The organism is Pseudomonas sp. 22085 (assembly GCF_052045815.1).
GTDB classification, from domain to species: Bacteria; Pseudomonadota; Gammaproteobacteria; order Pseudomonadales; family Pseudomonadaceae; genus Aquipseudomonas; species Aquipseudomonas glycinae.
In genome coordinates, this window is record NZ_JBQEQA010000004.1 from 71,032 (window position 1) to 97,089 (window position 26,058).

At 59.4% G+C, this 26,058-nt stretch carries 27 protein-coding genes; 5 read left to right on the plus strand and 22 right to left on the minus strand.

Annotation, left to right across the window (positions count from 1 at the left end):
- Positions 1-28 precede the first annotated feature (28 nt).
- The 13 genes from tolB to ACTJK7_RS05855 form a co-directional block, all read right to left on the minus strand.
- The gene (gene tolB, locus ACTJK7_RS05795) at positions 29-1,309 is read right to left on the minus strand and encodes a Tol-Pal system beta propeller repeat protein TolB (protein ID WP_166742344.1); all 1,281 of its coding nucleotides are present in this window, start codon (positions 1,307-1,309) and stop codon (positions 29-31) included.
- A 17-nt stretch (positions 1,310-1,326) separates the two neighbouring features.
- Positions 1,327-2,406: a cell envelope integrity protein TolA gene (gene tolA / locus ACTJK7_RS05800; protein ID WP_064383749.1), complete on the minus strand. Its 1,080-nt coding sequence runs from the start codon at positions 2,404-2,406 to the stop codon at positions 1,327-1,329.
- Entirely contained in the window at positions 2,406-2,858 is a 453-nt protein-coding gene (gene tolR / locus ACTJK7_RS05805; RefSeq protein ID WP_162130475.1) for a protein TolR, read from the minus strand. The genes tolA and tolR overlap by 1 nt, the downstream gene beginning before the upstream one ends.
- Before the next feature lie 23 nt (positions 2,859-2,881).
- A complete protein-coding gene (gene tolQ, locus ACTJK7_RS05810; protein ID WP_039766018.1) occupies positions 2,882-3,577 on the minus strand; it encodes a protein TolQ in 696 nt (231 codons plus the stop codon).
- Positions 3,567-4,034, minus strand: coding sequence for a tol-pal system-associated acyl-CoA thioesterase (ybgC, locus tag ACTJK7_RS05815; protein WP_007951203.1), 468 nt, complete (start codon positions 4,032-4,034; stop codon positions 3,567-3,569). Before ybgC ends, tolQ begins: the two co-directional genes overlap by 11 nt.
- A 127-nt stretch (positions 4,035-4,161) precedes the next feature.
- Entirely contained in the window at positions 4,162-5,223 is a 1,062-nt protein-coding gene (gene ruvB, locus ACTJK7_RS05820; RefSeq protein WP_064383750.1) for a Holliday junction branch migration DNA helicase RuvB, read from the minus strand.
- The gene (gene ruvA, locus ACTJK7_RS05825) at positions 5,224-5,832 is read right to left on the minus strand and encodes a Holliday junction branch migration protein RuvA (protein WP_007951205.1); all 609 of its coding nucleotides are present in this window, start codon (positions 5,830-5,832) and stop codon (positions 5,224-5,226) included.
- A 114-nt stretch (positions 5,833-5,946) separates the two neighbouring features.
- Positions 5,947-6,474, minus strand: coding sequence for a crossover junction endodeoxyribonuclease RuvC (ruvC, locus tag ACTJK7_RS05830; protein ID WP_007951206.1), 528 nt, complete (start codon positions 6,472-6,474; stop codon positions 5,947-5,949).
- Between the two features lie 139 nt (positions 6,475-6,613).
- Positions 6,614-7,360 carry a YebC/PmpR family DNA-binding transcriptional regulator gene (locus ACTJK7_RS05835; RefSeq protein ID WP_003227527.1) on the minus strand — a complete coding sequence of 249 codons (747 nt, stop codon included), beginning with the start codon at positions 7,358-7,360 and terminating at the stop codon, positions 6,614-6,616.
- Positions 7,361-7,484: 124 nt separating this feature from the next.
- The gene (gene aspS, locus ACTJK7_RS05840) at positions 7,485-9,260 is read right to left on the minus strand and encodes an aspartate--tRNA ligase (RefSeq protein ID WP_064383752.1); all 1,776 of its coding nucleotides are present in this window, start codon (positions 9,258-9,260) and stop codon (positions 7,485-7,487) included.
- 108 nt (positions 9,261-9,368) lie between these two features.
- The gene (locus tag ACTJK7_RS05845) at positions 9,369-9,590 is read right to left on the minus strand and encodes an FmdB family zinc ribbon protein (protein ID WP_007951210.1); all 222 of its coding nucleotides are present in this window, start codon (positions 9,588-9,590) and stop codon (positions 9,369-9,371) included.
- Positions 9,591-9,703: 113 nt separating this feature from the next.
- The gene (locus tag ACTJK7_RS05850) at positions 9,704-10,051 is read right to left on the minus strand and encodes a ribbon-helix-helix domain-containing protein (RefSeq protein ID WP_064383753.1); all 348 of its coding nucleotides are present in this window, start codon (positions 10,049-10,051) and stop codon (positions 9,704-9,706) included.
- A 245-nt stretch (positions 10,052-10,296) separates the two neighbouring features.
- A complete protein-coding gene (locus ACTJK7_RS05855; RefSeq protein WP_064383754.1) occupies positions 10,297-10,767 on the minus strand; it encodes a Dps family protein in 471 nt (156 codons plus the stop codon).
- A gap of 307 nt (positions 10,768-11,074) precedes the next feature.
- On the opposite strand from ACTJK7_RS05855, the gene ACTJK7_RS05860 reads away from it, so the two are divergent.
- Positions 11,075-11,677 (plus strand): cold-shock protein, encoded by a 603-nt coding sequence (locus ACTJK7_RS05860; RefSeq protein ID WP_108563081.1) that lies wholly within the window; start codon positions 11,075-11,077, stop codon positions 11,675-11,677.
- Positions 11,678-11,761: 84 nt separating this feature from the next.
- Here the strand turns inward: ACTJK7_RS05860 and ACTJK7_RS05865 are convergent, their stop codons facing one another.
- From ACTJK7_RS05865 to ACTJK7_RS05875, 3 genes are all read right to left on the minus strand, one after another.
- The gene (locus ACTJK7_RS05865) at positions 11,762-11,968 is read right to left on the minus strand and encodes a SlyX family protein (RefSeq protein ID WP_039766003.1); all 207 of its coding nucleotides are present in this window, start codon (positions 11,966-11,968) and stop codon (positions 11,762-11,764) included.
- Positions 11,969-11,971: 3 nt separating this feature from the next.
- Complete coding sequence (locus ACTJK7_RS05870; RefSeq protein ID WP_041475414.1) at positions 11,972-12,397, minus strand: HIT family protein; 426 nt, start codon at positions 12,395-12,397, stop codon at positions 11,972-11,974.
- Positions 12,398-12,865: 468 nt separating this feature from the next.
- Positions 12,866-13,219, minus strand: a complete 354-nt coding sequence (locus tag ACTJK7_RS05875; RefSeq protein ID WP_134334327.1) for a hypothetical protein — start codon at positions 13,217-13,219, stop codon at positions 12,866-12,868.
- Positions 13,220-13,294: 75 nt separating this feature from the next.
- Here ACTJK7_RS05875 and ACTJK7_RS05880 point away from each other — a divergent pair, with 75 nt between their 5' ends.
- Positions 13,295-14,641, plus strand: coding sequence for an OprD family porin (locus tag ACTJK7_RS05880; RefSeq protein ID WP_108563082.1), 1,347 nt, complete (start codon positions 13,295-13,297; stop codon positions 14,639-14,641).
- A gap of 120 nt (positions 14,642-14,761) precedes the next feature.
- On the opposite strand, the gene ACTJK7_RS05885 is transcribed toward ACTJK7_RS05880, so the two are convergent.
- The gene (locus ACTJK7_RS05885; RefSeq protein WP_007951217.1) at positions 14,762-15,601 is read right to left on the minus strand and encodes a mechanosensitive ion channel family protein; all 840 of its coding nucleotides are present in this window, start codon (positions 15,599-15,601) and stop codon (positions 14,762-14,764) included.
- 138 nt (positions 15,602-15,739) lie between these two features.
- Complete coding sequence (locus ACTJK7_RS05890) at positions 15,740-16,225, minus strand: YajQ family cyclic di-GMP-binding protein (RefSeq protein ID WP_011335651.1); 486 nt, start codon at positions 16,223-16,225, stop codon at positions 15,740-15,742.
- 140 nt (positions 16,226-16,365) lie between these two features.
- On the opposite strand from ACTJK7_RS05890, the gene ACTJK7_RS05895 reads away from it, so the two are divergent.
- Genes ACTJK7_RS05895 through ACTJK7_RS05905 form a run of 3 tightly spaced genes read left to right on the plus strand, consistent with a single transcriptional unit; the run spans position 16,366 to position 19,953 of the window.
- Positions 16,366-17,283: a putative 2-dehydropantoate 2-reductase gene (locus ACTJK7_RS05895; protein ID WP_108563083.1), complete on the plus strand. Its 918-nt coding sequence runs from the start codon at positions 16,366-16,368 to the stop codon at positions 17,281-17,283.
- A gap of 45 nt (positions 17,284-17,328) precedes the next feature.
- Positions 17,329-19,365: a sensor histidine kinase gene (locus ACTJK7_RS05900; protein WP_323150897.1), complete on the plus strand. Its 2,037-nt coding sequence runs from the start codon at positions 17,329-17,331 to the stop codon at positions 19,363-19,365.
- Between the two features lie 3 nt (positions 19,366-19,368).
- The gene (locus tag ACTJK7_RS05905; protein WP_323150896.1) at positions 19,369-19,953 is read left to right on the plus strand and encodes a cob(I)yrinic acid a,c-diamide adenosyltransferase; all 585 of its coding nucleotides are present in this window, start codon (positions 19,369-19,371) and stop codon (positions 19,951-19,953) included.
- Between the two features lie 130 nt (positions 19,954-20,083).
- On the opposite strand, the gene ACTJK7_RS05910 is transcribed toward ACTJK7_RS05905, so the two are convergent.
- The 4 genes from ACTJK7_RS05910 to secA form a co-directional block, all read right to left on the minus strand.
- Positions 20,084-21,028, minus strand: coding sequence for a Nudix family hydrolase (locus tag ACTJK7_RS05910; RefSeq protein ID WP_323151285.1), 945 nt, complete (start codon positions 21,026-21,028; stop codon positions 20,084-20,086).
- Positions 21,025-21,657 carry a glutathione S-transferase family protein gene (locus ACTJK7_RS05915; RefSeq protein ID WP_108563085.1) on the minus strand — a complete coding sequence of 211 codons (633 nt, stop codon included), beginning with the start codon at positions 21,655-21,657 and terminating at the stop codon, positions 21,025-21,027. Before ACTJK7_RS05915 ends, ACTJK7_RS05910 begins: the two co-directional genes overlap by 4 nt.
- Before the next feature lie 62 nt (positions 21,658-21,719).
- The gene (gene argJ, locus ACTJK7_RS05920) at positions 21,720-22,937 is read right to left on the minus strand and encodes a bifunctional glutamate N-acetyltransferase/amino-acid acetyltransferase ArgJ (protein WP_108563086.1); all 1,218 of its coding nucleotides are present in this window, start codon (positions 22,935-22,937) and stop codon (positions 21,720-21,722) included.
- Positions 22,938-23,059: 122 nt separating this feature from the next.
- Positions 23,060-25,798 (minus strand): preprotein translocase subunit SecA, encoded by a 2,739-nt coding sequence (secA, locus tag ACTJK7_RS05925; protein WP_108563087.1) that lies wholly within the window; start codon positions 25,796-25,798, stop codon positions 23,060-23,062.
- Positions 25,799-26,058: the final 260 nt, after the last annotated feature.

Consider the following 26,058-nt stretch of genomic DNA (forward strand, 5'->3'; position numbering starts at 1 on the left):
TGTGTTAAGTAAAACGTAAAGCGCCGCGTCAGTTCAGGTAAGGGGACCAGGACGGTTCTCTGACTTCGCCTTGAGCGGTAGGAAGCGGGAGCCTCACGCGTCCATTAATGGACACGAGCATCAAGACTCCCCGGCCCTGCTGGCGGGTGGCGTAGATTACCATGGTGCCGTTGGGCGCAACAGTAGGCGACTCGTCCAGAGTGCTATCAGTGAGGATTTTTACACTTCCGCGCTGCAAATCCTGAGCCGCCACTTTGAAATTGGTGAAACCGTCCTGACGATGGATCATCACCAGGGTCTTTTCATCCGCCGAAAGCTTAGGGTTGGCGTTGTAGTTGCCCACGAACGTCACACGCTCGGCACCGCCGCCACCAGCGCTGGTCTTGTAGATCTGCGGTTTGCCGCCACGGTCGGAGGTGAAGTAGATGGTCGAACCATCCTTGCCCCAGTACGGTTCGGTGTTGATGCCAGGACCTGCAGTCACGCGGGTGATCTGACGCGAACCGAGGTTCATCACGTAGATGTCCGGGTTACCGTCTTTCGACAGCACGAACGCCAGGCGATTGCCGTCCGGCGACCAGGCTGGCGCGCCGTTCAGGCCTTCGAAGTTGGTGATCTGCTCGCGGCGACCGGTGTCGATGTTCTGCATGAAGATGCGCGGACGCTTCTGTTCGAACGACACGTAGGCGATGCGCTTGCCGTCCGGTGCAAAACGCGGCGACAGGATCGGCTCGCGCGATTGCAGCAGGGTCACGGCGCGGGCGCCGTCATAGTCCGAACGCTGCAGGGTGTAACGGGTGTTCTTCTCGGAGAAACGCTCGGCGGTGACGTACAGCAGGCGAGTCGAGAATGCACCTTTAATACCGGTCAGTTTTTCGAACGACTGGTCGGAGATGTAGTGCGCCATGTCACGCAGCTGTTCGGTGGTACCGGACACACTGCCGTCAGCCACTTTCTGTTCGGTGGCAACGTTGAATAGAGCCCACTGCACCTGCAGACGGCCGCCGGCCGGCACGATGCTGCCGACCATCATGTATTGCGCGCCCACCGCCTTCCAGTCACGGAAGATGATTTCGCTCGGCTGGCTTGGCTGGCTGATCATGTTTTGCTTTGGAATCGGCGAGTAATAGCCCGAGTTGCGCAAATCGTTACCAATGATTTCAGCCATGTCATCCGGCAGGACGGCACCGCCCTGGAAACCGAACGGTACGACGGCGATCGGCGTTGCCCGATCGCTGCCGCTGGTGACCAGAATGTTCTTTTCATCCGCCATCGCGATCCCTGCCATGCAGCAGATCACGACCAGCATTCCTCGAAGAAGGTTTCTCACAAGGCTAGATCCTCAGGTGTGAATGTCATCTTGAATGAACGATACGGAGCGAAATCGCTCGGCTTCATTCCCTGCATTTCCGTCAAACGTCCAATATTCTTGACCGCTGCCACTGCCGACGCATCGAACGGACCGTCGCCACTGGACTTGGCCACGCTGACCGAAGTCACCGTACCGTCTGGCAACATGCCGATCTGCAGCACAACCGTCATGCCTTTGCGTGCCGAAGGTGGACGTGCCCAGCCTTCCGCTGCCCGCGCACGAATCAGGTCATCGAAACTGCCCGCGACTTCATCGCCCTGCTCATCGGCCAAGGCCTGCTGGCGCTGCGGCGTGTCGGAAAGCAAATCTGCCAGGGCCTGAGCCTTTTTGTCTTCGGCGGATTTACGTGCCGCTTCCTGCGCTTTCTTCTTCGCAGCATCGGCAGCAGCTTTCTTCTTCGCGTCTTCGGCGACTTTCTTCTTCGCCTCTTCAGCTTCAGCTTTCTTCTTGGCGTCTTCGGCGGCTTTCTTCTTCGCGTCTTCGACGATCTTCTTCTTGGCTTCTTCAGCGGCCGCTTTCTTGGCCTCTTCTTCAGCAGCCTTCTTGGCTTCTTCTTCGGCTTTCTTCTTGGCTATATCAGCCAATTGTTTCTCTTCTGCCTTCTTGGCTTCGGCGGCTTTCTTGGCGTCGTCGGCTTTTTTGGCTTCATCAGCCTTCTTCGCCTCGTCCGCTTTCTTCGCCTCATCGGCCTTCTTGGCTTCCTCGGCCTTTTGAGCCGCTTCTTCTTTCTTTTGTTCCGCAGCCTTCACCGCTTCCTGCTCGACCTTTTTCTGCTCCATCTGCTCGACTTCGGTCTGGCGCGCGGCGGATTTCTTCGCCTCACCCGCAATCTTCTGATTGGTCTGGGTGGTTGCCTGACTTTTCGATTTCAGCTGGTACAGGGTCGCCTGGACAATCGGCTTGGCCGGCGGCAACTCCGGAGTCAGGGCGAAACTGACGAACAGCATGCCGAACACCAGCACGTGCAAGCCAATCGCCCAGACACTGGGCCAGAAGTAGCTTTCCGAGGCGGACGGCTCTCGCTGTTGCTGCATCAGGGCGCCTCGGTGATCAAGCCAACGTTACCGACCCCGGCTTTCTGCAACCCGCCCATGGCGCCCATGACGGAGCCATAATCGACGGACTTGTCGCCACGGATGAACACCTGGGTACGCTTGCCCCCTTCAGTACCGGCGCGAATGATCTTGGTCACCGCGTCGGTCATCTGTGGCAGGGTCATGGCCCGGTCCTGCTGCTTCTCGGTGTCGACTTCGCTGCCAAGGTTCCAGTAGTAGGTCTTGTCCGACTTGATCGAAATGGTCAGCACCTGGGTGTTGTTGTCCTGCGGCAAGGCTTCACTGGAAACCTTGGGCAGATCCACTTTCACGCCCTGATTGAGCATCGGCGCAGTCACCATGAAGATGACCAGCAGCACCAGCATCACGTCGATGTAAGGCACTACGTTCATCTCGGCGACCGGCTTGCGCTTGTGTCGGGCTCGAGTGATTAAAGCCATCGGGAAATACCTGCTTATTCTTCGCTGGTGTGCACTTTGCGGTGCAGGATCGCCTGGAACTCATCGGCGAAGGTGTAGTAGCGGCTCAGCAAGGTTTCGCTGCGGGCAGAGAAACGGTTGTAAGCGATAACGGCCGGGATCGCGGCGAACAGACCGATCGCGGTGGCGATCAGGGCTTCGGCGATGCCGGGTGCGACGGTGGCCAGAGTGGCCTGCTGGGCGCTGGCCAGACCACGGAAGGAGTTCATGATCCCCCAGACGGTACCGAACAGACCGATGTACGGGCTGACGGAACCTACGGTGGCGAGGAACGGCAGGCTCTGCTCGAGTTTCTCTTCCTCACGGGAGATGGCGACACGCATGGCACGAGCCACACCTTCCATCACCGCTTCAGGGTCGACACCTGGCTGCTGACGCAGACGGGAGAATTCCTTGAAGCCGGCACGGAAAATCTGCTCGACGCCGGAATCCGGATCCGGGTTGCTGCCGGCCTGACGGTAGAGTTTGGACAGGTCGATACCCGACCAGAATCGCTCCTCGAAGCTCTCGAGGGCACGTCGACCGGCGCGTATCAGATTGCTGCGCTGAAAGATCATGATCCATGAGGTCACCGATGCGGCCACCAGAGTCAACATTACCAACTGCACCACGATGCTGGCATTGCTGACCAGGCTCCACATGGAGGAATGGTCGACGACGTTAGCTTCCACGCTTTATCTCCTGCTTTGAGTGTGTACCCGTGCCGACCGCGTCGGCAAAGGCCGCACGCAGGTCTTCGGGAAGGGCCCGGGGTTTCAAACTGTTAGTGCGCACACAGGCCACCAGAAACTGCCCTTCGCAGAGCAGCACATTATCCGTTGCCCGCCTGACCTGCTGTCGAAAGCGCAGGCTGGCACGGTTCAATTCGATTACATCAGCGCTTACCAGAAGCTCGTCATCCAGTCGCGCCGGCGCGTGATAACGCGCTTCGCTGGAATGCACGACGAACAACAGGTCCTCCCCTGCCAGCGCCGACTGGGCAAAGCCCAGCTCCCGGAGCCGCTCGGTTCGAGCCCGTTCCATAAACTTGAGGTAATTAACGTAATACACGATGCCGCCCGCATCGGTGTCCTCGTAATAAACGCGACAACGATGTGCGAACGGCTCAAGCCCGTTTTGCGCGCGCATACTCTAGTGCTTACTCCTCGGGTTGCCAATCCGGCCAGGCAACTGTTTTTCATTGTTGGAAGGCTTTACCGCAAAAGTACCGTCCTGTGACAGTACAAACGCTGAATAAATCGACAATAAATGTGTATCAATCGTCCACGGCATCGAGAAACTCGTCTACCACGGGCATCTCGCCCATTCGTGTCGGAATGTTTAAACCAAAATGCAGGTACGCGTGACGGGTAACCACCCTGCCCCGCGGCGTACGCATGATGTAGCCCTGCTGAATCAGGTACGGCTCGAGCACGTCTTCAATGGTGTGGCGCTCTTCGCTGATCGCCGCTGCCAGACTGTCGATGCCCACCGGGCCGCCATCGAATTTCTCGATCATGGTCAACAGCAGACGCCGGTCCTGATGATCGAAACCGTGCTCGTCGACATCCAGCAGATTCAGCGCCAGATCCGCGACAGCCTTGGTGATGTGGCCCTTGGCCCGGACTTCAGCGAAATCCCGCACCCGACGCAACAGTCGGTTGGCGATCCGCGGCGTACCACGGGCGCGGCGGGCAATCTCGAAAGACCCTTCCGGATCCAGCGGCAAGCCGAGGATATTCGCCGAACGGCTGACAATCGTCGCCAGGTCAGCGGTGCTGTAGAACTCGAGACGCTGGACGATGCCGAAACGGTCGCGCAACGGGTTGGTCAGCATGCCCGCCCGCGTCGTCGCGCCAACCAGGGTGAACGGTGGCAGATCAAGTTTGATCGAACGCGCCGCCGGACCTTCACCGATCATGATGTCGAGCTGGAAATCTTCCATGGCCGGGTACAGCACTTCTTCGACGATCGGCGACAGACGATGGATTTCATCGATGAACAGCACGTCGTGCGGCTCAAGATTGGTCAACAGTGCCGCCAGATCCCCGGGCCGTTCCAGCACCGGGCCGGAAGTGCTCTTGATCGACACACCCATTTCCTGAGCGATGATGTTGGCCAGCGTGGTTTTACCCAGCCCCGGCGGGCCGAAAATCAGGGTGTGGTCGAGGGATTCGCTACGGCCACGGGCGGCCTGGATAAACAGTTCCATCTGCTCGCGAACGGTCGGCTGGCCGATGTATTCGGCCAGGCTGACGGGACGTATCGCCCGATCCTGGACTTCTTCGCGCTCACGCGGACTGTGCGTGGCGGCGATCAGACGATCAGCTTCAATCACTTAAATCATTCCCTTCAGGGCGCGTCGAATCATGTCTTCGCTGCTCAGGCCTTTCTCTTTGATCGCGGAAATCGCCTTGCTCGCTTCCTGAGGCTTGTAGCCCAGGGAAATCAGCGCGCTGACCGCGTCGTTCTCGGCGGTGTTGACCGGCGCCGGGCCGTCCGGCTGGTTCGGCACGAGGGCGAACATGGCCGGCGAGGTTTCCCAGGCCTTGAAGCGATCCTTGAGCTCGACCAGCAGACGTTCGGCGGTTTTCTTGCCCACGCCCGGCACCTTGGTCAGCGCCGAGGTGTCCTGGGATTGCACGCAGCGGATCAGTTCGTCGACTTCAAGACTCGACATCAAGGCCAGGGCCAGTTTCGGCCCTACACCGTTGAGACGGATCAACTCGCGAAAAAAGTCTCGCTCACGCTTGCCGGCAAAGCCATAGAGTAACTGTGCGTCTTCGCGTACGACCAAATGGGTGTGCAAGGTCAGCGGTTCACCGACCGACGGCAGGCGATAAAGGGTGGTCATGGGCACTTCCAGCTCATACCCGAGGCCGTTTACATCCAGAATCAGGTGCGGCGGCTGTTTCTCAGCCAGAGTGCCGCGCAAGCGTCCAATCACGTTTCAGATCCTTGAGCGTTGGCCAGCCGTGGGCTGGCGACCGACAGAGCATGGATTTGCTGCCGACGACCCAGGCGCGAAATCCACATTCCGTGAAATTGACTGCTGATGCTATCAGAGACGCAGACGCCCGCCACGACTGCGTGCAGTTCCCAAGCCATGCGGCAACAGACTGGAGCGGGTGTGGGCGTGACAAATGGCGATGGCCAGGGCATCCGATGCGTCGATTTGCGGTTTGCTGGTCAGCTTGAGCATGTGCATGACCATCATCTGCACCTGCTCTTTATTGGCAGCACCGGTTCCCACCACAGCCTGCTTGACCTGAGTGGCCGTGTACTCGGCGATCTCCAGGCTTTCTTCTGCGCCGGCAACGATAGCGGCCCCACGGGCCTGCCCGAGCTTGAGCGCCGAATCAGCGTTTTTCGCCATGAACACCTTTTCGATGCCCATGGTGACCGGGCCGTAGGTCTGGATGATTTCCCGCACGCCGCGGTAGACAATCTGCAACCGCTCATGCAGCTCGCCGGCACCGGTGCGGATACAACCCGAGGCGACGTAGATGCAACCGCCGCGTCCGGTATCGCGAACAATGCCGTAACCGGTAATGCGAGAACCGGGGTCGATACCAAGAATTAAAGTCATAAGCCTGCTGGTTCGAAAAACACAAAAAACAAATGTGGGAGCTGGTTTGCCAGCGATGACGGTGTGTCAGGCACCATCATTAGCTGATGTGCCGACGCCATCGCTGGCAAGCCAGCTCCCACATTGAGCCTAGTCGCTCTTAACCGAGCTGAGCGGCCACGTCTTCCGGAATGTCCGCGTTGGAGTAGACGTTCTGCACGTCATCCAGATCTTCCAGCATGTCGATCAGCTTGAGCACCTTCTCGGCGCCCTCCAGATCCAGTTCGGCGCTGGTGGTCGGCTGCATGACGATTTCCGCGTCATCACCCTTGAAACCGGCGGCTTCCAGGGCATTGCGTACCGCGTAGAAGCTGGTGAACGAGGTGAATACGTCGATCGAGCCATCTTCGTGACTGACCACGTCGTCGGCATCGGCTTCCAGCGCGGCCTCTGTCAGCGCGTCTTCGTCAACGCCCGGGGCAAAGCTGATCTGGCCCTTGCGTTCGAACAGATAGGCTACCGAACCGTCGGTACCGAGGTTGCCGCCACACTTGCTGAACGCGTGGCGCACGGCCGCTGCGGTACGGTTGCGGTTGTCGGTCATGCACTCGACCATCACCGCCACGCCGCCCGGGCCGTAACCTTCGTAGGTCAGTTCTTCAACGTTGTCGGCTTCGGTCGCACCGGCGCCACGGGCCACGGCACGGTCGATGATGTCGCGACTCATGTTGGCGCCCAGCGCCTTGTCCAGCGCCAGACGCAGACGCGGGTTGGAGCCCGGATCACCGCCGCCCTGACGGGCCGCCACGGTCAGTTCGCGGATCCACTTGGTGAAGATCTTGCCTCTCTTGGCATCCTGGCGTTCTTTGCGGTGCTTGATGTTCGCCCACTTGGAATGACCTGCCATAACTCGCTCCGAATTCTCTTGAACAATGCCCGCCATGCAGGTGCATCGGCCAGCAAAAAAATCTTGTTTTCAATCACTGCAGAAAGAAAAAAGGCGCATCCGAAGATGCGCCTTCAGGCCCGTCTTACTCAGCCTTCGGCGTTTCGCGCAAACGAATGTGCAGTTCGCGCAATGCCTTCGCGTCCACGACACCCGGCGCCTGCGTCATCACGTCGGCAGCACTCTGGGTTTTCGGGAAGGCGATCACTTCACGGATCGACTGGGCACCGGTCATCAGCATGACCAGACGGTCCAGACCGAAGGCCAGGCCACCGTGTGGCGGCGCGCCGTATTTCAGGGCGTCGAGCAGGAAGCCGAACTTCTCTTCCTGTTCCGCTTCGTTGATGCCCAGCAGACGGAACACCGCCTGTTGCATCTCTTTGCGGTGGATACGGATCGAGCCGCCACCCAGCTCGGTGCCGTTCAGCACCATGTCGTAAGCACGGGACAGAGCGCCAGCCGGGTTGGCTTCGAGCTCTTCCGGAGTGCACTTCGGCGCGGTGAACGGATGGTGCAAGGCGGAGAAGCTGCCGTCGTCGTTCTCTTCGAACATCGGGAAGTCGACGACCCACATCGGCGCCCACTCGCAGGTCAGCAGCTTCAGGTCGTGACCGAGCTTGATACGCAGCGCGCCCAGGGCTTCGCTGACGATCTTGGCCTTGTCGGCGCCGAAGAACACGATGTCGCCGTCGACTGCGCCAACGCGATCGAGGATCACGTTCAGGTTGGCTTCCGGGATGTTCTTCACGATCGGCGATTGCAGACCGTCAACACCGGCCGCACGCTCGTTGACCTTGATGTACGCCAGGCCCTTGGCACCGTAGATGCCGACGAACTTGGTGTAGTCGTCGATCTGCTTGCGCGGCATGCTCGCCCCGCCTGGAACGCGCAGCGCGGCGATACGGCATTTCGGGTCGTTGGCCGGGCCGCTGAAGACCTTGAAATCCACTTCTTTCAGTTGGTCGGCCACGTCTACCAGTTCCAGCGGGTTACGCAGGTCTGGTTTGTCGGAACCGTAACGGCGCATGGCTTCTTCGAAGGTCATGTGCGGGAACTCGCCGAATTCCAGATCCAGCACTTCCTTGAACAGGTTGCGGATCATGCCTTCGGTCAGGCCCATGATGTCTTTTTCGTCGAGGAAGCTGGTCTCGATGTCGATCTGAGTGAACTCAGGCTGACGGTCGGCACGCAGGTCTTCGTCGCGGAAGCACTTGGCGATCTGGTAGTAGCGGTCGAAACCGGCAACCATCAGCAGTTGCTTGAACAGCTGTGGCGATTGCGGCAGCGCGAAGAACGAACCGGCGTGGGTACGGCTCGGCACGAGGTAGTCGCGCGCGCCTTCCGGAGTGGCGCGGGTCAGGATCGGCGTTTCGACATCGAGGAAGCCGTTCTCGTCCAGGTAGCGACGGATGCTGGTGGTCATGCGCGAACGCAGACGCAGCTTCTCGGCCATTTCCGGACGACGCAGGTCCAGGAAGCGATAACGCAGACGGGTTTCTTCGCCGACGTCGGAGAACTCGTTCAGCGGGAACGGCGGGGTTTCCGACTCGTTCAACACTTCCAGTTCGTAGCCCAGCACTTCGATCATGCCCGACGCCATGTTGGCGTTGGTGGCACCGGCCGGACGCAGACGCACCTTGCCGGTGATCTTCACGACGTATTCGCTGCGCACGCGATCGGCGGCGGCGAAGCTCTCGGCGCGATCCGGATCGAACACTACCTGGGCCAGACCGTCACGATCACGGATATCGAGGAAAATCACCCCGCCGTGGTCGCGACGACGGTGAACCCATCCGCAAAGGGTAATTTCCTGGCCTTCCAGGCTTTCGTTCAGTTGGCCGCAATAATGGCTGCGCATCATGGTAGTGGTTCGCTTCTCGTAATTCGAAATTCGGTGGAGATCCCGCTGCACTCAAGCACTGTGCAACCTGTGGAAACTCGCGCGTGTCGTTCGACCTGGGTTTGAACCCTAGTCAGATTTGTCGCCACCGGCCAGATTCTTCTTCGCGCCGGTCTTGAAATCGGTTTCGTACCAGCCACTGCCACTGAGGCGAAAGCCCGGCATCGACAGTTGCTTCTTGAGTTCAGGCGCCTGGCAGGCAGGGCAATCGACCAGTGGTGCGTCGCTGATCTTTTGAATGGCTTCCAACTGATGACCACAGGAAGCACATTGGTAATCGTACATCGGCATGAGGTTGTCTCGGCAATCAGGTTGCCAGCACACGCGGGGCTGTGCGGCGAAAGAGCGGGATTATATCCATTAAATGCGGCCTGTGCAGCCGTAAGACTGTACAGGCCGTATCGTCAGTGACAACCCGCGTCGTGCATCCCCGGAGAATCCCGCAGGCCATGCACCACGCACACCACCCGTACCAGACCACTGAAGTTTTTCACCCCACCATGGCGCAGGTGTACTTCACGGTCGAGACGGGACAACAGCGTGCCGACCGAACAGCAATTGTCCTCGGCCATCCGGCCCAGGATATTCCAGTAAACCTGTTCGAGCCGCATGCAGGTCGCAAACCCGTTCAAGCGTACCGACCGGGACAACGGGCGGATCAACGCCATGTCGAATCCGCCGAGAAACGGTTCCACAAACCTGTCCTGTTGCGAGCCGACAGCAATGCCGCCTCGCCTGTCTGCACATTCCATATCGTTGACACTCCTTTGTCATTCCTGCACTTGTTATCAAGGCAACATCCTGTGACCTCATTAAAAGCGCAGGCGCAAAGGCAGATCCAGATGACTTTTGGACCCTTCACGTAGGATAAGCCAACGCGACACGGAGGATCATGGAGCGGTGGGTCGCGTTCCTCGTTTCCTACTGTCGTGAATGATTTTTCCAGGGGAGAAAGACAACAGCGCACGAACCCAGGGTGTCCGTGCGCTTCCCGCCATCAGGCCTCAAGCAGTGCGCGCAACATCCACGCGGTTTTCTCGTGAACCTGCATGCGTTGAGTCAGCAGGTCGGCGGTCGGCTCATCACTGACTTTATCCAGCAGAGGGAATATCCCCCGAGCCGTGCGAGTGACTGCCTCCTGACCCTCGACCAATTGTTTGATCATGTCCTCGGCACTCGGCACCCCTTCCTCCTCTTTTATAGAAGACAGACGGGCGTAGGTTGCGTATGCGCCTGGCGCCGGAAACCCCAGCGCCCGGATGCGTTCGGCGATCAAGTCCACCGCCAGGGCCAGTTCGTTGTATTGCTCCTCGAACATCAGATGCAGGGTCCGGAACATCGGCCCGGTGACGTTCCAGTGGAAGTTGTGGGTCTTCAGATACAGCACGTAGGTGTCCGACAGCAGGCGCGAGAGCCCTTCGACGATGGATTTGCGGTCTGCTTCACTGATACCGATATCGATTGCCATGCTTACCCCCTAACGGCGATTGAGTTCATCCAGCAGGTGTCGTTCCACTGTAGCAAGGCCACCCCCGCCCCGCAGCCCCGTATGACACCGATAGACGCGACAAATCGTCCGACGCCTGCCGCCGGCCGGCGTAATTTGAGTACCCGCAGGCTTTGCTGTTAAATAGGCAGTGTGTCGCTACGCCCCGTTTTCCGGGCCTGCGCATAGGCTGATGCCGGGTACGTGTCCAACGCCTCTTTATTGTTCCGAAGCGAACCGTGCGCCTTCAGCTCTTCCTTGTGAGCCGTCATAACGTGAGTCAATAAAAATGTTGAAAATCGTCCACCTGCTAATGGGCGCAGCAGCCTTGCTGCTGTCCTTCATACCTAGCCTGAAGTCCGAAGCGGTACCTTACCTGCAACAACCCGATGCACTTTACCTGGCCTTCTTCGGCCTGCTGAACCTGATCCTTGCGCCAGTCATCCCTAACTGGAACAGAGGTCCGCGCCAGCATCTGCAAAACCTGGTCAGCGCCCTGCTGGTGCTGACCGTTGTCCTGCAAACCCTGACCCTGATCGCGCCGATGCCTGTCATCGCCGGCCAGCCAGCCGTGCTGTTCAGCCTGGTGATCGCTCTGGTCGCCGTGGTTCTGCACCTGGCCGTCAGCTTCTACAAGTCCTCACCGGCCGCCGCGACGCAAAGCTACGACATGAGCAACCGCGATACCGGCACCGTCAAGTGGTTCAACACCTCCAAGGGCTTCGGTTTTATCTCCCGGGATTCCGGCGATGATATTTTCGTGCACTTTCGCGCCATCCGTGGCGAAGGCCACCGCGTCCTGGTCGAAGGCCAGCGCGTGGAGTTCTCGGTGATGAACCGTGACAAGGGCCTGCAGGCCGAAGACGTGATCGCCGCCCTGCCGCGTCGCTGATTCACGCTTCCCGGCAATAAAAAAACCGCGAACAGCCTGGCTGTTCGCGGTTTTTTTATTCACGGGAGCATGCCCACAGACCTCTCAATAGTGCGGCGGTGGCGCGTCTTCTTCAAAAGACCCGATCTGGCCGACCATCTCTTCCTGACGCTTGAGCACGGCAGCCATCTGCAACTGCAAACGCTCAACCACCCGCTGCTGCTCCACCAGCACATCATTCAATGCCTGAATGGTGTCGTCTTGAAACGCCAGGCGGCTTTCCAGCTCGGTAACACGTTGTTCGAGGCTCATGACTCAGCCCTCCAGAAAGGTGAAATCTTCGTCCAGCACCAGACGCAGGCGCTCGCGGATCGCGGCCACTTGCTCGGCACTATAAGGTTTGGCGGGGTGCTTGCCCCAGACCGGCGCCGGCCAGGCGGCATCGTCCCGCTTACGCACGATCACATGCATATGCAGTTGGCTGACCACATTACCCAGGGTCGCGACATTCATCTTGTCGGCGTCGAAGGAATCCTTGAGCACCTCGGCCAGTGCCGTGGTTTCCTGCCACAGGCGCTGCTGGTCGGCGACATCCAACTGAAACAACTCGCTGATATCGTCGCGGCGTGGCACCAGGATGAACCACGGGTAGTTGGCATCGTTGGACAACAGCAGTCGGCACAGCGGGAAGTCGCCGATGGTCAGGGTGTCCTGTTGAAGTCGTGAATCTAAAGCAAACACTGCGCGCACTCCCGGCGAAATGACCTGTTTTCAGCTTAGCGCCCCACCCTGAAAGCAGCGCGCCAAACGACTGGAGGGCAGCATACCTGCGATTGACATGTCCTTCACGGCGAATGCGCCACGGCAAGGAATCTTGCGCGCCCTGCAAAGTGACATTTGTGGCACGAGCGCACCAGAACAGAACCAGCACTGTATTCGAACGCGGGAAATGACCGGTTCAGAAAGCAACGTTTACGCACCATCGACGGCTCAACTGTATGAATTCAGTACAGCCATTGAAATTTTTTGCACCAAAACCGCACAGCACGTCTACGCTCAGTGCGTCGGGCATCCGCCGAATACTCACTGACGGGGTGAACCGGTAACGTTTTTGGTTGTCGCGCTGCGACTTTCAGGGAGCAACACCATGCGAAGGATGGCGTCAAGCCTGTTCGAAAGCCCCTCGGAGCCCCCGGTTTTATGAGGTTTTTACAGCACCGGACGAGCACCTTGAAAAAAACCGGAACAATTCAGCGGTTTGTGCACGCTTGTTGCATTCATACCCATATGGACTATAAGCGCACCACAAGAAGTGGATGCCTTGAGCCCCATAAAAACAGTGGCAGGGTTGCCCGATGGAGATTCAAGCGTTTTGCCAAGGGACTCTTTTTTACCGATGCTCAAGCTCTGTAAAACAGCGCTGAAGTTGTCAGTCCCATTGCATTTGGACTGTAAATTTGCGACATCTACCAAGCCGTTTGCGACACGCTCGTAAAGAAGCTGAAAGGTTGGATTCGCAAGTATCGCCAACATGGTCGGCGTGATATAAGTTTGCGCCGACACAAAAAGAAAGAGCCGCCCAGATAATAAAACAGGTGGGACGGCAGTACTCTTCTAAAACCAAAGGAGCAAATCACGATGCGCGTGATGAAGTGGAGCATGATCGCACTGGCAGTTGCTGCAGCAGCCAGTACTCAAGTGGCTACGGCCGCCCCGTTTGTAAGTGACCAGGCTGAAGCCAAAGGTTTTGTTGAAGACGCACAACTCACCGAGACGTTGAAGAACTACTACTTCAACCGCGACCGCAAAGGCGGTTCCAACGATCAAATCGACTGGACACAGGGTTTCCTGGGCAACTTCAGCTCCGGCTACACCCAAGGTACTGTCGGGGTTGGTGTTGATGCATTCGGTTACCTGGGCATCAAACTGGATGGCGGTGACGGTACTGCCAGTTCGGGCAACACGAGCGTCGACTCCCAGGGCCACGTCAAGGACAGCATGGGCAAAGCAGGCGCAGCGATCAAAGCTCGCATCTCCAAAACCGAGCTGAAGTTCGGTGAGTTCCAGCCAAGTACCTCTCCAGTATTTGCTGTCGGCGGCTCCCGTCTGATTCCTCAGACCGCTACCGGTTTCCAACTGCAAAGCAGCGAAATCCAGAACCTGGATCTGGAAGCAGGTCACTTCTACTCGGCCTCCAGCCAGGACGAGATGAACAGCGACGGTGAGCTGCATTCGCAGTACTCCAGCACCACCGATAACCCTGTCACTGGCAAAACCATGGACTTCGCCGGTGGTAAATACGGCATCACCGACAACCTGAGCGTGTCGCTCTACGGTTCGAAGTTCAAGGACATCTGGAACCAGTACTACGCTAACGTGAACCTCACCACCCCGATCAGTGGTGACACTTCGCTGAACACCGACTTCAACATCTACCGCACCAACGACACCGGTAGCGCCAAAGCCGGTGACATCAGCAACACCACGTTCTCCCTGGCAACCGCACTGTCGTTCCTGAAAGCACACACCGTGACTCTGGCCTTCCAGAAAGTCGACGGCGACACCCCGTTCGACTACGTCGGCGTAGGTGACAACAACCGCGGTGGCGACTCGATCTTCCTCGCCAACTCCATCCAGTACTCCGACTTCAACGGTCCTAACGAGAAATCTGCACAGATTCGTTATGACCTGAAAATGGCCGAGTACGGCGTACCTGGCCTGAGCTTCATGGCCCGTTATGTAAAAGGCTGGGATATCGACGGTACTAAAATGGATGCTGACAGCCCTTACCGCTCGTACGGTTACGGTGAAGATGGCAAACATCACGAAACCAACCTTGAAGCCAAGTACGTAGTTCAGTCCGGCCCGGCCAAAGATCTGTCCTTCCGTATTCGTCAGGCATGGCACCGTGGTAACACCGACCAGGCTGAAGGTGATATCAACGAGTTCCGTCTGATCACCGAGTACCCACTGAACATCTTGTAATCGTCAGTGGTTAGTTTGGTAGCATAAAAAAAGGCCCATCTTCGGATGGGCCTTTTTGTTATCTGTCACTTGTAATAAACGCCTGACCAACAAGTCAGGCAATCAATTAGCAACCTATCATTACACTGCCGATTCCTGAACCACACGAATCACTCGCTGCGGAAACGGGATATCAATTCCGGCAGTTTTTAAACGATCACGGGACTGTTCGTTAAACATGAACATGACATCCCAGTAATCCGCAGTTTTAACCCACACGCGCAGAGAAACAGTGATCGAACTGTCACCCAGTGTCGAAATAACGGCCTGAGGCGCCGGATCCTGCAAAACGCGATCATCCTTGGCCAGATCCAGTAGCACCTGACGGGCCTTTTGCAGATCGGCTTCGTAATCCACACCTACGTCAAACACAACCTTGCGGGTCGGCTGACGGTTGGTATTGGTGATGATGCCATTCGACAGGTTGCCGTTCGGGACAATGATGGTCTTGTTGTCGCCGGTACGCAGTACGGTATGGAAGATCTGGATGCTGTCGACGGTACCCGCCACACCCTGGGCTTCGATCCAGTCACCGATGCGGAACGGACGGAACAGCAGAATCAGCACGCCGCCGGCGAAGTTCGCCAGGCTGCCCTGCAATGCCAGACCGATGGCCAGGCCCGCCGCACCGATCGCCGCCACGAACGAGGTGGTTTCAACACCGATCATCGACGCCACGCTGACAATCAGCAGCACCTTGAGAATGATGTTGGCCAGGCTGCTGATGAAACCTTGCAGCGCCAGGTCGGCATTGCGCAGGGCCAGCAGGCCGCCGAGCTTTTGCGTGACCTTGTTGATCAGCCACCAGCCGATGGCCAGGGTGATCACCGCCAGCAGCACACGACTGCCGTATTCCATGATCATCGGAATCCACGCCTGGGACGCCTTGACCAGGTTGTCCACCTCAGCATTCAAATCCATCTTTTATCTCCTGATTGCCGGCTTCCCGGGCTGTAAAAAACCAGCGGCAGAAAGACCGGGCCGTAAAGGGCTCAATCGTTTCTGCCGTTGCTTGGGCCTCGGACGCCTTAAACGCCGAGAGGTTCCCGACCGAAAAGCTTAGTCGCGGAAGTTGTTGAACTGCAGTGGCATGCCGAATTCCTTGGCGCGCAGGGCTGCGATGGCTTCCTGCAAGTCGTCACGCTTCTTGCCGGTCACACGCACCTGCTCGCCCTGAATGGCGGCCTGCACCTTGAGCTTGGCTTCCTTGATGTGGCCAACGATTTTCTTCGCCAGTTCTTTGTCGATGCCTTCCTTGAGGACAGCGTCCTGCTTCATCAGCTTGCCCGAGGCGAAGGAGTCTTTGACTTCCAGGCACTGCACGTCGATCTTGCGCTTGACCAGGGCCAGCTTGAGGATCTCGATCATCGCTTCCAGCTGGAAATCGGCTTCAGCGGTCAGGTGGACGGTCAGGTCCTTTTCCTTGTATTCGAAGCTGCCCTTGCCTTTCAGGTCATAACGACGATCGAGTTCCTTCACGGCGTTCTCGACCGCGTTGGTGAGTTCGTGTTTGTCCAGTTCGGATACCACGTCGAACGACGGCATGTAAGTTCTCCAATAAAAAGGCGCGCTCGTGCGGGACGCGGCGCGCTTGGCTTGCGGTTAAAATCGGGCTCATTATAACGGGTCTTTTCCCACCGACACGGCGAGCCTTGCATGCCTGTACCTTACCGAGTGAAAAACTGATGTCCACCCCCTGGCATGTCCTCGGCGCCGGAAGTCTCGGCACGCTCTGGGCCACGCGCCTGGCCCGGGCCGGCCTGCCGGTTCGGTTGATCCTGCGCGACATTGACCGCTTGCACGACTATGCAATGGCGGGCGGTCTGACCCTCGTCGAACAAGGCGTGGCCAGCAGTTACGCCATCCCCGGCGAAACCCCGGACAGCCCCGAACCGATCCGCCGCCTGCTCGTGGCCTGTAAGGCCTACGACGCCGAAGCGGCTGTGGCCGGACTTGCCCATCGCCTGGCACCGGACGCCGAACTGATTCTTTTACAGAACGGCCTCGGCAGCCAGGAAGCGGTCGCCGCGCGAGTGCCGCAGGCCCGCTGCATCAGCGCCTCCAGCACCGAAGGCGCGTTTCGCGACGGCGACTGGCGCGTGGTGTTCGCCGGCCATGGCTACACCTGGCTGGGGGACGCCGGTCATCCGGTAGCACCGATCTGGTTGGACGATCTCGAGGCGGCGAAAATCCCCCATGAATGGAGCGCCGATATCCTCACCCGTCTGTGGCGCAAACTGGCACTCAACTGTGCAATCAATCCGCTGACGGTGCTGCACGACTGCCGCAACGGCGGCTTGCAGCAACATCACTGCGAAGTCGCCACCCTGTGCGGCGAACTGACCGAACTGCTCGAACGCTGCGGTCAACCGGCCGCAGCGGACAACCTGCAACAGGAAGTCGAGCGGGTGATCCAGGCCACGGCGGCGAATTTCTCGTCGATGTATCAGGATGTGGCCAGTAAACGCCGTACCGAGATCAGCTATCTGCTCGGCCATGCCTGCAAGGTTGCCCAGCGTCACCAGTTGAACCTGCCGCATCTCAAGCAATTGCAGGAGCGCCTGACCGCTCATCTGCACAGTCTCGGATTGCCCGTCGACTGAGCAGCGGCTACGCTGGCCACTTGTTCCTTTGCTGCGATAAACCTGATGCCATTGCGCCAGCGTCTTGAAAACCTGCCGGTCGGCCAGAAACTGCTGGCCGCCCTGCTGGTGCTGTTGACCACCGTGTTGCTGGTCGCCAACCTGACCTTTATCAGCGCCGCCTATTACATCTCCCAGGAAAGCATGGCGCCCCAGGCCTTGCAGACCATCGGCCGGCTGGTGTCGAACCCGAGTCTGGTGGCCGAGGCCTTGCAGTCGCCGCAAAGCGCCGAACGCCTGCTCAAAGAGCTCGACAGCTATTCGCCGTTGCGCGCCGCCGCTCTATATGACGGCAAGGGCGAACGTCTGGCGCAATTGCAACGCGGTGACAAACTCAACCTGCCGGAACGCTATCGGCACATCGATGCCTGGCAACTGACCGAGTTTCGCAGCAACCAACTGATCACCCTACCCCGTCCAGGCACCGCACCGGGCCACCTGTTACTGGTCGCCAGCAGCGAGCTGCCGGTGGCGTTCTACACCGGCACGCTCACCGCCAGTCTGGGGATTCTGATTTTCAGTGTGCTGCTGTGGCTGGTCATTGCCCGGCAGATCAAACGCCTGATTACCCGGCCGATCCATCAGCTTGAAGAGCTGTCCCGCCAGGTGACCCGCGAGGAAAATTACGCCCTGCGCGCCTCCCGGGGTAATCGTGACGAAATCGGCAGTCTGGCCGAGGCGTTCAACACCATGCTTTCGCGCATCGAGGCGAGGGAGCAGCAACTCAAGCGTGCCCGCGACGACTCCCAGGCGGCCTACGACCAGGCCCAGGGGCTGGCCGAAGAAACCCGCCACACCAACCGCAAGCTGGAACTGGAAGTCCAGGTGCGCAGCAAGATCGAGAAGAAACTCACCGGGTTCCAGAACTACCTCAACAGCATCATCGACTCCATGCCCTCGGCGCTGATCGCCCTCGACGAACAGCTCTACGTCACGCAATGGAACCAGGAGGCCAGTGCCCTTTCCGGTACCCGGCTGGACGAAGCGCTGAACCAGCCGATCTTCCTCGCCTTCGAACCGCTCAAGCCATTCCTGCCGCAACTCAAGCAGACCGTCGAACAACACACGGTAGCGAAAATCGAGCGCGTGACCTGGTTCAAGGACGACGAGCCCAAACACTACGCCCTCACCTTCTACCCGCTGATGGGCGGCGCCGGGCGCGGCGTGGTGATCCGGATCGACGACATCACCCAGCGCCTGTCGCTGGAAGAAATGATGGTGCAGTCGGAGAAAATGCTGTCGGTCGGTGGCCTCGCCGCCGGCATGGCCCACGAGATCAATAACCCGCTGGGGGCGATCCTGCACAACGTGCAGAACATTCGCCGACGCCTGTCGCCAGACCTGCCGAAGAACCTTGAACAGGCCGAGCAACTGGGCATCGAACTCGATACCGTGAACCGTTACCTGCAGGGCCGGGAAGTCCCGCAATTACTCGACGGCATCCAGCAGGCCGGCGCGCGGGCGGCGAAAATCGTCACCCACATGCTCAGTTTCAGCCGTCGCAGCAACCGCCAGATGGCGCCGTGCGACCTGCCGGCGCTGATCGATCAAGCCGTGGAAATCGCCGGCAACGACTTCGACCTGGCCATCGGGTTCGACTTCAAGGGTCAGGCGATCATTCGCCAGTTCGACCCGGCGCTGGGCCCGGTGCCCGGCACTGCCAACGAACTGGAACAGGTGCTGCTGAACCTGCTGAAAAACGCCGCGCAGGCGATCCACCAGCGCGAAGATGACAGCGAGCCAGGGCGAATCACCTTGCGCACCCGGCTCAATCCGCCGTGGGCCGAGATTCAGGTCGAGGACAACGGCATCGGCATGAGCGAGAACGTGCGCAAGCGCACCTTCGAGCCGTTCTTCACCACCAAGGAAATCGGCCAGGGCACGGGCCTCGGGCTGTCGGTGTCGTACTTCATCATCACCAACAACCACAAAGGCCAGATGGAAGTGCAGTCGGCGCCGGGGCAAGGCACCTGCTTCACCCTGCGCCTGCCACTGGCGCAACCGGCGCCCATCGCCGCCGAAACCAATCAACTACCGAGGTAAACCATGGGCTTTCGCCTGTCGAAGATCTACACCCGCACCGGCGACAAGGGCGAAACCGGACTCGGCGACGGCCGCCGGGTGCCCAAGGATCACCCGCGCATCGAAGCCATTGGCGAGGTCGATACGCTGAACAGTCAGGTCGGTGTACTGCTGGCCGGATTGATCGCCGAGCGCGAAACCTGCCCCGGGCTGAATGAGCTGATCGATGTGTTGGCGCCCTGCCAGCACCGATTGTTCGATCTCGGTGGCGAGCTGGCGATGCCGGAATATCAGGCATTGAACGCAGCAGAAATCGAACGGCTGGAAGCCGCTATCGATGTCTGGAACGAGGAACTGGGGCCGCTGGAGAATTTCATTCTGCCGGGCGGTTCGATGCTGGTTGCCCAGGCCCACGTCTGCCGCAGCCTGGCGCGCAGTGCCGAGCGGCGTTGTCAGCATTTGAATGCGATCGAACCGTTGGCCGGGGTTGGCCTGGCGTATATCAATCGCTTGTCGGATCTGTTGTTTGTGGCGGCCAGGCTGATCGCCCGGCGTCAGGGTATTGCCGAGATTCTGTGGCAACCGGCGGCGAAACCTTCAGAGGTGTAGCGCCTGTAAGTCAGTCATCGCTGGCAAGCCAGCTCCCACAAGGTTCTTGATCGTTCACAAGTATTCTATGAAGCCTTAAACCTGTGGGAGCTGGCTTGCCAGCGATGAGGCCACTGGCCTCACCGCAAACTCAGGCCTGTGGCCAGAACGCCCGAATCCCCGCCACACCCTGAGCCCCGGCATCCCACGCTTTTTCGCGCTCCGCCGGGCCGACGCCACCCAACAGAAACACCGGCTTGCTGAAGCCTTCGATCAGCGTCGAAGCCTGCTCCCAACCCAACGGCTGTGCATCCGGGTGAGTCAGGGTCGGCTGCACCGGCGACAGGGTGACGAAATCCACACCCATCTGCTCGGCCAGTGCCAGTTCTTCAGCGTTGTGGCAGGACGCTGCCAACCAGCGCTCCGCCGGCAGCGGGCGCCCCGCCGCCGCGTACTTGCGCAGTTGTGCCGAGGTGATGTGCCAGCCAGCGGACGGGAAATCGCCCAACCACTCGAACGGGCCCTTGATCATCAACTGCGCCTTGCCGGCACACAGGCCGACCGCATCTACCGCCAGATCGCGGTACTTCGGGTCATAGCCATTCGGCGCACGCAACTGGATCAGTTTGATGCCACCGGCGATTGCCTTCTGGATACCGCGCAGCAAGGCCGGGGTTTCCAGATCTTCCGGGGTGATCAGGTATTCAGCAGGCAGACGCGCTGCCGCGACAATCGGCTGGTTGGCCGCCGGGAATTCGTAATCCGTCAGCTCCCTGGCCGAGACCCAGGCTAATGGCTGGCCTTCGGCGCCATGGGGTTCCCCGGTGAAGCTCGAAACTTCCCAGACATCCAGCAACACCTGCTTGTCCGGGTAATCATGGCGAACCTTGATCAGCGGCCGCGCGGCGCCGACGACAATGCCCAACTCTTCGTGCAGCTCCCGAGCCAGCGCGGTTTGCACCGACTCATCAGCTTCGACCTTGCCACCGGGAAATTCCCAGAGGCCGCCTTGATGCTGGGTATCGGCACGCCGGGCGATCAGAATTTTGCCGCTGTCGTCACGAATGACGGCAGCAGCGACGTGTACGCGTTTCACGACTGCAACTCCTCCAGTCCTGCCTTTTGCCAGGCCTTGAAGGCAGGCCATTGGTAGACGGTTTCAACATAGGCTTCATCATCGGCCGGCAACTTCACCTGATAGGTGCGCAGGCGCACGGCAATCGGTGCGAAGAACGCATCGGCCAGCGACACCCGACCAAACAGGTAAGGCCCAGGCTCGGTCGCGACAGCACGGCATTCGGCCCACAGCGCGAGCATGCGCTCGATATCGACCTTCACCTCCGGCGGCACAGGGTTAAGTGGCGCATCGTGGCTCAGGTTGAACGGCATGTGATTGCGCATGGCGAAGAAGCCGCTGTGCATCTGTGCGCAGGCGGATCGGGCCTGGGCACGGGCGGCGATATCGGTCGGCCAGAGTTGTTCGGAAGGAAACTGTTCGGCCAGGTATTCGGCAATCGCCATAGAATCGGCGACGGTGCCACGGGCGGTTTTCAGCAGCGGCACCTTGCCGGTGGGCGAATGCTTGAGCAGTCGCTCGCGGGTGTCAGGCTTGCCGAGCTTGACCAGTTCTTCGGTGTAGGGCGCACCGGTCAGTTCAAGCGCCAGTGCCGCGCGCAGGGACCAGGAGGAAAGCAGTTTGTCGCCGATGATCAGGTGAAGGCTCATGTTCGGGTCCTTTCATGGGACAGAAGAAAAGGAGGTCCGCAGACCTCCTTCTTCGGCAGGGATCAGGTGCGGTATTCGGCGTTGATCTTCACGTACTCGTGGGACAGGTCGGTGGTCCAGATGGTTTCGCTGCAATCGCCGCGACCCAGTTCGATACGGATGGTGATTTCTTCCTGCTGCATCACTGCCGAGCCCTGGGCTTCGGTGTAGGTCGCGGCGCGGGCGCCACGGCTGGCGATGCACACGTCGCCGAGGAACACGTCGATCTTGCTCACATCCAGGTCCGGCACGCCGGCACGGCCGACAGCGGCGAGGATGCGGCCCCAGTTCGGGTCGGAGGCGAACAGCGCGGTCTTGATCAGCGGCGAGTGGGCCACGGTGTAGCCGACGTCCAGGCATTCCTGGTGATTGCCGCCGCCGTTGACTTCAACGGTCACGAACTTGGTCGCGCCTTCGCCGTCACGCACGATGGCCTGGGCCACGTCCATGCAAACTTCGAACACGGCCTGTTTCAGCTTGGCGAACAGCTCACCTTCGGCGCGGGTGATTTCCGGCAGTGCGGCCTTGCCGGTGGCGATCAGCATGCAGCAGTCGTTGGTCGAGGTGTCGCCGTCGATGGTGATGCGGTTGAACGACTTGTTGGCGCCGTCCAGCATCAGGTTGTGCAGCACGTCACGAGAGACTTTGGCGTCGGTGGCGATGTAGCCGAGCATGGTCGCCATGTTCGGACGAATCATGCCTGCACCCTTGCTGATGCCGGTGACGGTGATGGTCACGCCGTCATGCTGGAACTGGCGGCTGGCGCCTTTTGGCAGCGTGTCGGTGGTCATGATGCCGGTGGCGGCGGCTTCCCAGTTATTTTCCGACAGATCGTCCAGCGCAGCCTGCAGAGCGCCTTCGATCTTCTCGACCGGCAGCGGCTCGCCGATCACGCCGGTGGAGTACGGCAGGATCTGGCTGGCATCAACGCCGGTCAGTTCAGCCAGTTTGGCGGTGGTGCGCTCGGCGGCAGCCAGGCCCGGTTCGCCGGTGCCAGCGTTGGCGTTGCCGGTGTTGGTCAACAGGTAGCGCACAGCGTTCTGCACGCGTTTCTTGGCCAGGATCACCGGCGCTGCACAGAAAGCGTTCAACGTGAACACGCCGGCCACGGTGGAACCTTCGGCACAGCGCATCACGACGACATCCTTGCGCCCCGGGCGCTTGATGCCGGCCGAAGCGATACCGAGTTCAAAACCGGCAACCGGGTGCAACGTTGGCAAAGGACCAAGACCAACAGCCATGAATGCGCTCCTTACTCAATGATGTCAGCACCGCCAAGCGTAGTGACGGTGGTGTAAATGGCAAAACGCCGCGACGGCTGGTGCCGGTCGCGGCGCGGGTATTTCAGCGATTGAAACGGGTTTTACTGGATCTGCCCGTGGCAATGCTTGAATTTCTTGCCCGAACCGCAGTAGCACAGTTCGTTGCGGCCCAGCTTCTGCTCGTTGCGCACCGGGGCGGTGGCGAGGGCCACGTCGACCTCTTCACCGACCAGTGCTTCCGGTTGATCCAGACCTGGCGCTTCAGCGTGTTCAAACTGCATGCGCGCGGCCAGCGCTTCGGCTTCCTGACGCAGGCGTTGCTCTTCTTCGGCCGGATCTTCGCGGCGAACCTGAACGTGCGACAGCACACGGATCGAGTCGCGCTTGATCGAATCCAGCAGTTCGGAGAACAGCGTGAAGGACTCGCGCTTGTATTCCTGCTTCGGGTTCTTCTGCGCATAACCACGCAAGTGGATGCCGTGACGCAGATGATCCATGGTCGACAGGTGGTCTTTCCACAGGTCGTCCAGAACGCGCAGCACGATCTGCTTCTCGAACGAGCGCAGGGCTTCGGCGCCAGCCTGGTCTTCTTTTTCGTTGTACGCGGCGATCAGCTCGTTCATCAGCTTCTCGCGCAGGGTTTCTTCGTACAAGTGATCGTCTTCGTCGAGCCATTGCTGGATCGGCAGTTTCACGCCGAAGTCGCTGGCGATCGACGCTTCCAGACCGGCCACGTCCCACTGCTCTGGCAGCGATTGCGGCGGAATGTGCGCGCTGACGGTGGCGTTCAGGACGTCCTGACGGAAATCAGCGATGGTTTCGCCGATGTTGTCCGCGGCGAGCAACGTGTTACGCATGTGATAGATCACTTTACGCTGTTCGTTGTTGACGTCGTCGAACTCGAGCAGTTGCTTGCGAATGTCGAAGTTGCGGCCTTCAACCTTGCGCTGTGCCTTCTCGATGGCGTTGGTCACCATGCGGTGCTCGATCGCTTCGCCAGGCTGCATGCCCAGGGCCTTCATGAAGTTCTTCACCCGGTCGGAGGCGAAGATGCGCATCAGGCTGTCTTCCAGCGACAGGTAGAAGCGGCTGGAACCGGCGTCACCCTGACGGCCGGCACGACCACGCAGCTGGTTGTCGATACGACGGGATTCGTGACGCTCGGACGCGATCACCTGCAAGCCGCCGGACTCCAGCACTTGCTGGTGACGCTTCTGCCAGTCGGCCTTGATCTGGGCGATCTGCTCAGGGGTCGGGTTTTCCAGCGATGCGACTTCAACTTCCCAGTTGCCGCCCAACAGGATGTCGGTACCACGACCGGCCATGTTGGTGGCGATGGTCAGGGCGCCCGGACGACCGGCCTGCGCAATGATTTCAGCTTCTTTTTCGTGGAACTTGGCGTTCAGAACCTTGTGTTCGATGCCTTCCTTCTCGAGCAATGCGGACATGTGCTCGGAGGTTTCGATGGTCGCAGTACCCACCAGCACCGGCCGGCCGGCGGCCATGCTTTCCTTGATGTCATTGACGATCGCCGCGTATTTCTCTTCGGCGGTCAGGAACACCAGGTCGTTGTAGTCCTTACGGGCCAACGGCTTGTTGGTCGGGATCACGACGACTTGCAGGCCATAGATCTGATGGAATTCGAACGCTTCGGTGTCCGCGGTACCGGTCATGCCGGACAACTTGTCGTACAGACGGAAGTAGTTCTGGAACGTGGTCGATGCCAGCGTCTGGCTCTCGGCCTGGATGTTCAGGTTTTCCTTGGCCTCGATGGCCTGGTGCAGGCCTTCGGACAGACGACGGCCGGGCATGGTACGACCGGTGTGTTCGTCGACCAGTACGACCTGACCGTCCTGCACGATGTATTCAACGTTGCGATGGAACAGCTTGTGCGCACGCAGACCGGCGTAGACGTGTGTCAGCAGGCTCAGGTTGTGCGCCGAGTACAGGCTCTCGCCTTCGGCCAGCAGGCCGATGCTGGTCAGTTGGTCTTCGATGAACTGGTGACCGGCTTCGTTGAGTTCGACCTGACGGGTCTTCTCGTCAACGGTGTAGTGGCCTTCCTGGGTGACTTCGCCTTCGACTTCTTCGACGTGCAGCTTGAGTTTCGGGATCAGCTTGTTGATCTCGATGTACAGCCTGGAACTGTCCTCGGCCTGACCGGAAATGATCAGCGGAGTACGCGCTTCGTCAATGAGGATGGAGTCGACTTCGTCGATCACGGCAAAATTGAGTTCGCGCTGGAATTTCTCTTCCATGCTGAACGCCATGTTGTCGCGCAGGTAGTCGAAACCGAATTCGTTGTTGGTGCCGTAGGTGATGTCGGCGGCGTAGGCGGCGCGTTTCTCTTCCGGCGGCTGGAAAGGCGTCACGATGCCGACGCTCAGGCCGAGGAATTCATACAGCGGACGCATCCAGTTGGCGTCGCGGCGGGCCAGGTAATCGTTCACGGTCACAACGTGCACGCCCTTGCCGGACAGCGCGTTGAGGTAAACGCCCAGGGTACCCACCAGGGTCTTGCCTTCACCGGTGCGCATTTCGGCAATCTTGCCTTCGTGCAAGGTCATGCCGCCAATCAGCTGGACGTCGAAGTGGCGCATGCCCATGACCCGCTTGCCGGCTTCGCGGGCAACCGCAAAGGCTTCCGGCAACAGCTGATCAAGGGTCTCCCCCTTGGCAATGCGGTCTTTGAACTCTGCGGTCTTGGCGCGCAGTTGATCGTCCGAGAGGGCGACCATCTTCTCTTCGAAGGCATTGACGAGCTGCACCGTCTTGAGCATGCGTTTGACTTCACGCTCGTTCTTGCTTCCAAAAAGTTTCTTTAACAAAGGCGCAAACATATCGGCAGGATCTTCCACACTAAAGGGATGGAGGGCGGCCCCGTGAGTCGCCCGTGCAGCCCTCATGGCCGCATGCGAACGAGCATTCTACCCGGAAACGGTGGTGAGGAAAGTGGGGATATTCCACGATGCTGGCACTGCGCTTTGACGGGGCTCACTTAAAATAGGGGCGTTTTGCTCAACTTCAAGCCGTACAGCGAAGAAGTTAGTTGTTGATTTAATGGGCAAAGCAGGGACAAAAGCAATGGGCGAGTGAAATG

Bases quoted from the DNA above. Each gene is read 5' to 3' on its own strand.
- tolB (WP_166742344.1), bottom strand. From the start codon at position 1,309: ATGCTGGTCGTGATCTGCTGCATGGCAGGGATCGCGATGGCGGATGAA.
- tolA (WP_064383749.1), bottom strand. From the start codon at position 2,406: ATGCAGCAACAGCGAGAGCCGTCCGCCTCGGAAAGCTACTTCTGGCCC.
- ybgC (WP_007951203.1), bottom strand. From the start codon at position 4,034: ATGCGCGCGCAAAACGGGCTTGAGCCGTTCGCACATCGTTGTCGCGTT.
- ruvC (WP_007951206.1), bottom strand. From the start codon at position 6,474: ATGACTTTAATTCTTGGTATCGACCCCGGTTCTCGCATTACCGGTTAC.
- ACTJK7_RS05835 (WP_003227527.1), bottom strand. From the start codon at position 7,360: ATGGCAGGTCATTCCAAGTGGGCGAACATCAAGCACCGCAAAGAACGC.
- aspS (WP_064383752.1), bottom strand. From the start codon at position 9,260: ATGATGCGCAGCCATTATTGCGGCCAACTGAACGAAAGCCTGGAAGGC.
- ACTJK7_RS05845 (WP_007951210.1), bottom strand. From the start codon at position 9,590: ATGCCGATGTACGATTACCAATGTGCTTCCTGTGGTCATCAGTTGGAA.
- ACTJK7_RS05850 (WP_064383753.1), bottom strand. From the start codon at position 10,051: ATGGAATGTGCAGACAGGCGAGGCGGCATTGCTGTCGGCTCGCAACAG.
- ACTJK7_RS05855 (WP_064383754.1), bottom strand. From the start codon at position 10,767: ATGGCAATCGATATCGGTATCAGTGAAGCAGACCGCAAATCCATCGTC.
- ACTJK7_RS05860 (WP_108563081.1), top strand. From the start codon at position 11,075: ATGTTGAAAATCGTCCACCTGCTAATGGGCGCAGCAGCCTTGCTGCTG.
- ACTJK7_RS05865 (WP_039766003.1), bottom strand. From the start codon at position 11,968: ATGAGCCTCGAACAACGTGTTACCGAGCTGGAAAGCCGCCTGGCGTTT.
- ACTJK7_RS05880 (WP_108563082.1), top strand. From the start codon at position 13,295: ATGCGCGTGATGAAGTGGAGCATGATCGCACTGGCAGTTGCTGCAGCA.
- ACTJK7_RS05885 (WP_007951217.1), bottom strand. From the start codon at position 15,601: ATGGATTTGAATGCTGAGGTGGACAACCTGGTCAAGGCGTCCCAGGCG.
- ACTJK7_RS05890 (WP_011335651.1), bottom strand. From the start codon at position 16,225: ATGCCGTCGTTCGACGTGGTATCCGAACTGGACAAACACGAACTCACC.
- ACTJK7_RS05895 (WP_108563083.1), top strand. From the start codon at position 16,366: ATGTCCACCCCCTGGCATGTCCTCGGCGCCGGAAGTCTCGGCACGCTC.
- ACTJK7_RS05900 (WP_323150897.1), top strand. From the start codon at position 17,329: ATGCCATTGCGCCAGCGTCTTGAAAACCTGCCGGTCGGCCAGAAACTG.
- ACTJK7_RS05905 (WP_323150896.1), top strand. From the start codon at position 19,369: ATGGGCTTTCGCCTGTCGAAGATCTACACCCGCACCGGCGACAAGGGC.
- ACTJK7_RS05915 (WP_108563085.1), bottom strand. From the start codon at position 21,657: ATGAGCCTTCACCTGATCATCGGCGACAAACTGCTTTCCTCCTGGTCC.
- argJ (WP_108563086.1), bottom strand. From the start codon at position 22,937: ATGGCTGTTGGTCTTGGTCCTTTGCCAACGTTGCACCCGGTTGCCGGT.
- secA (WP_108563087.1), bottom strand. From the start codon at position 25,798: ATGTTTGCGCCTTTGTTAAAGAAACTTTTTGGAAGCAAGAACGAGCGT.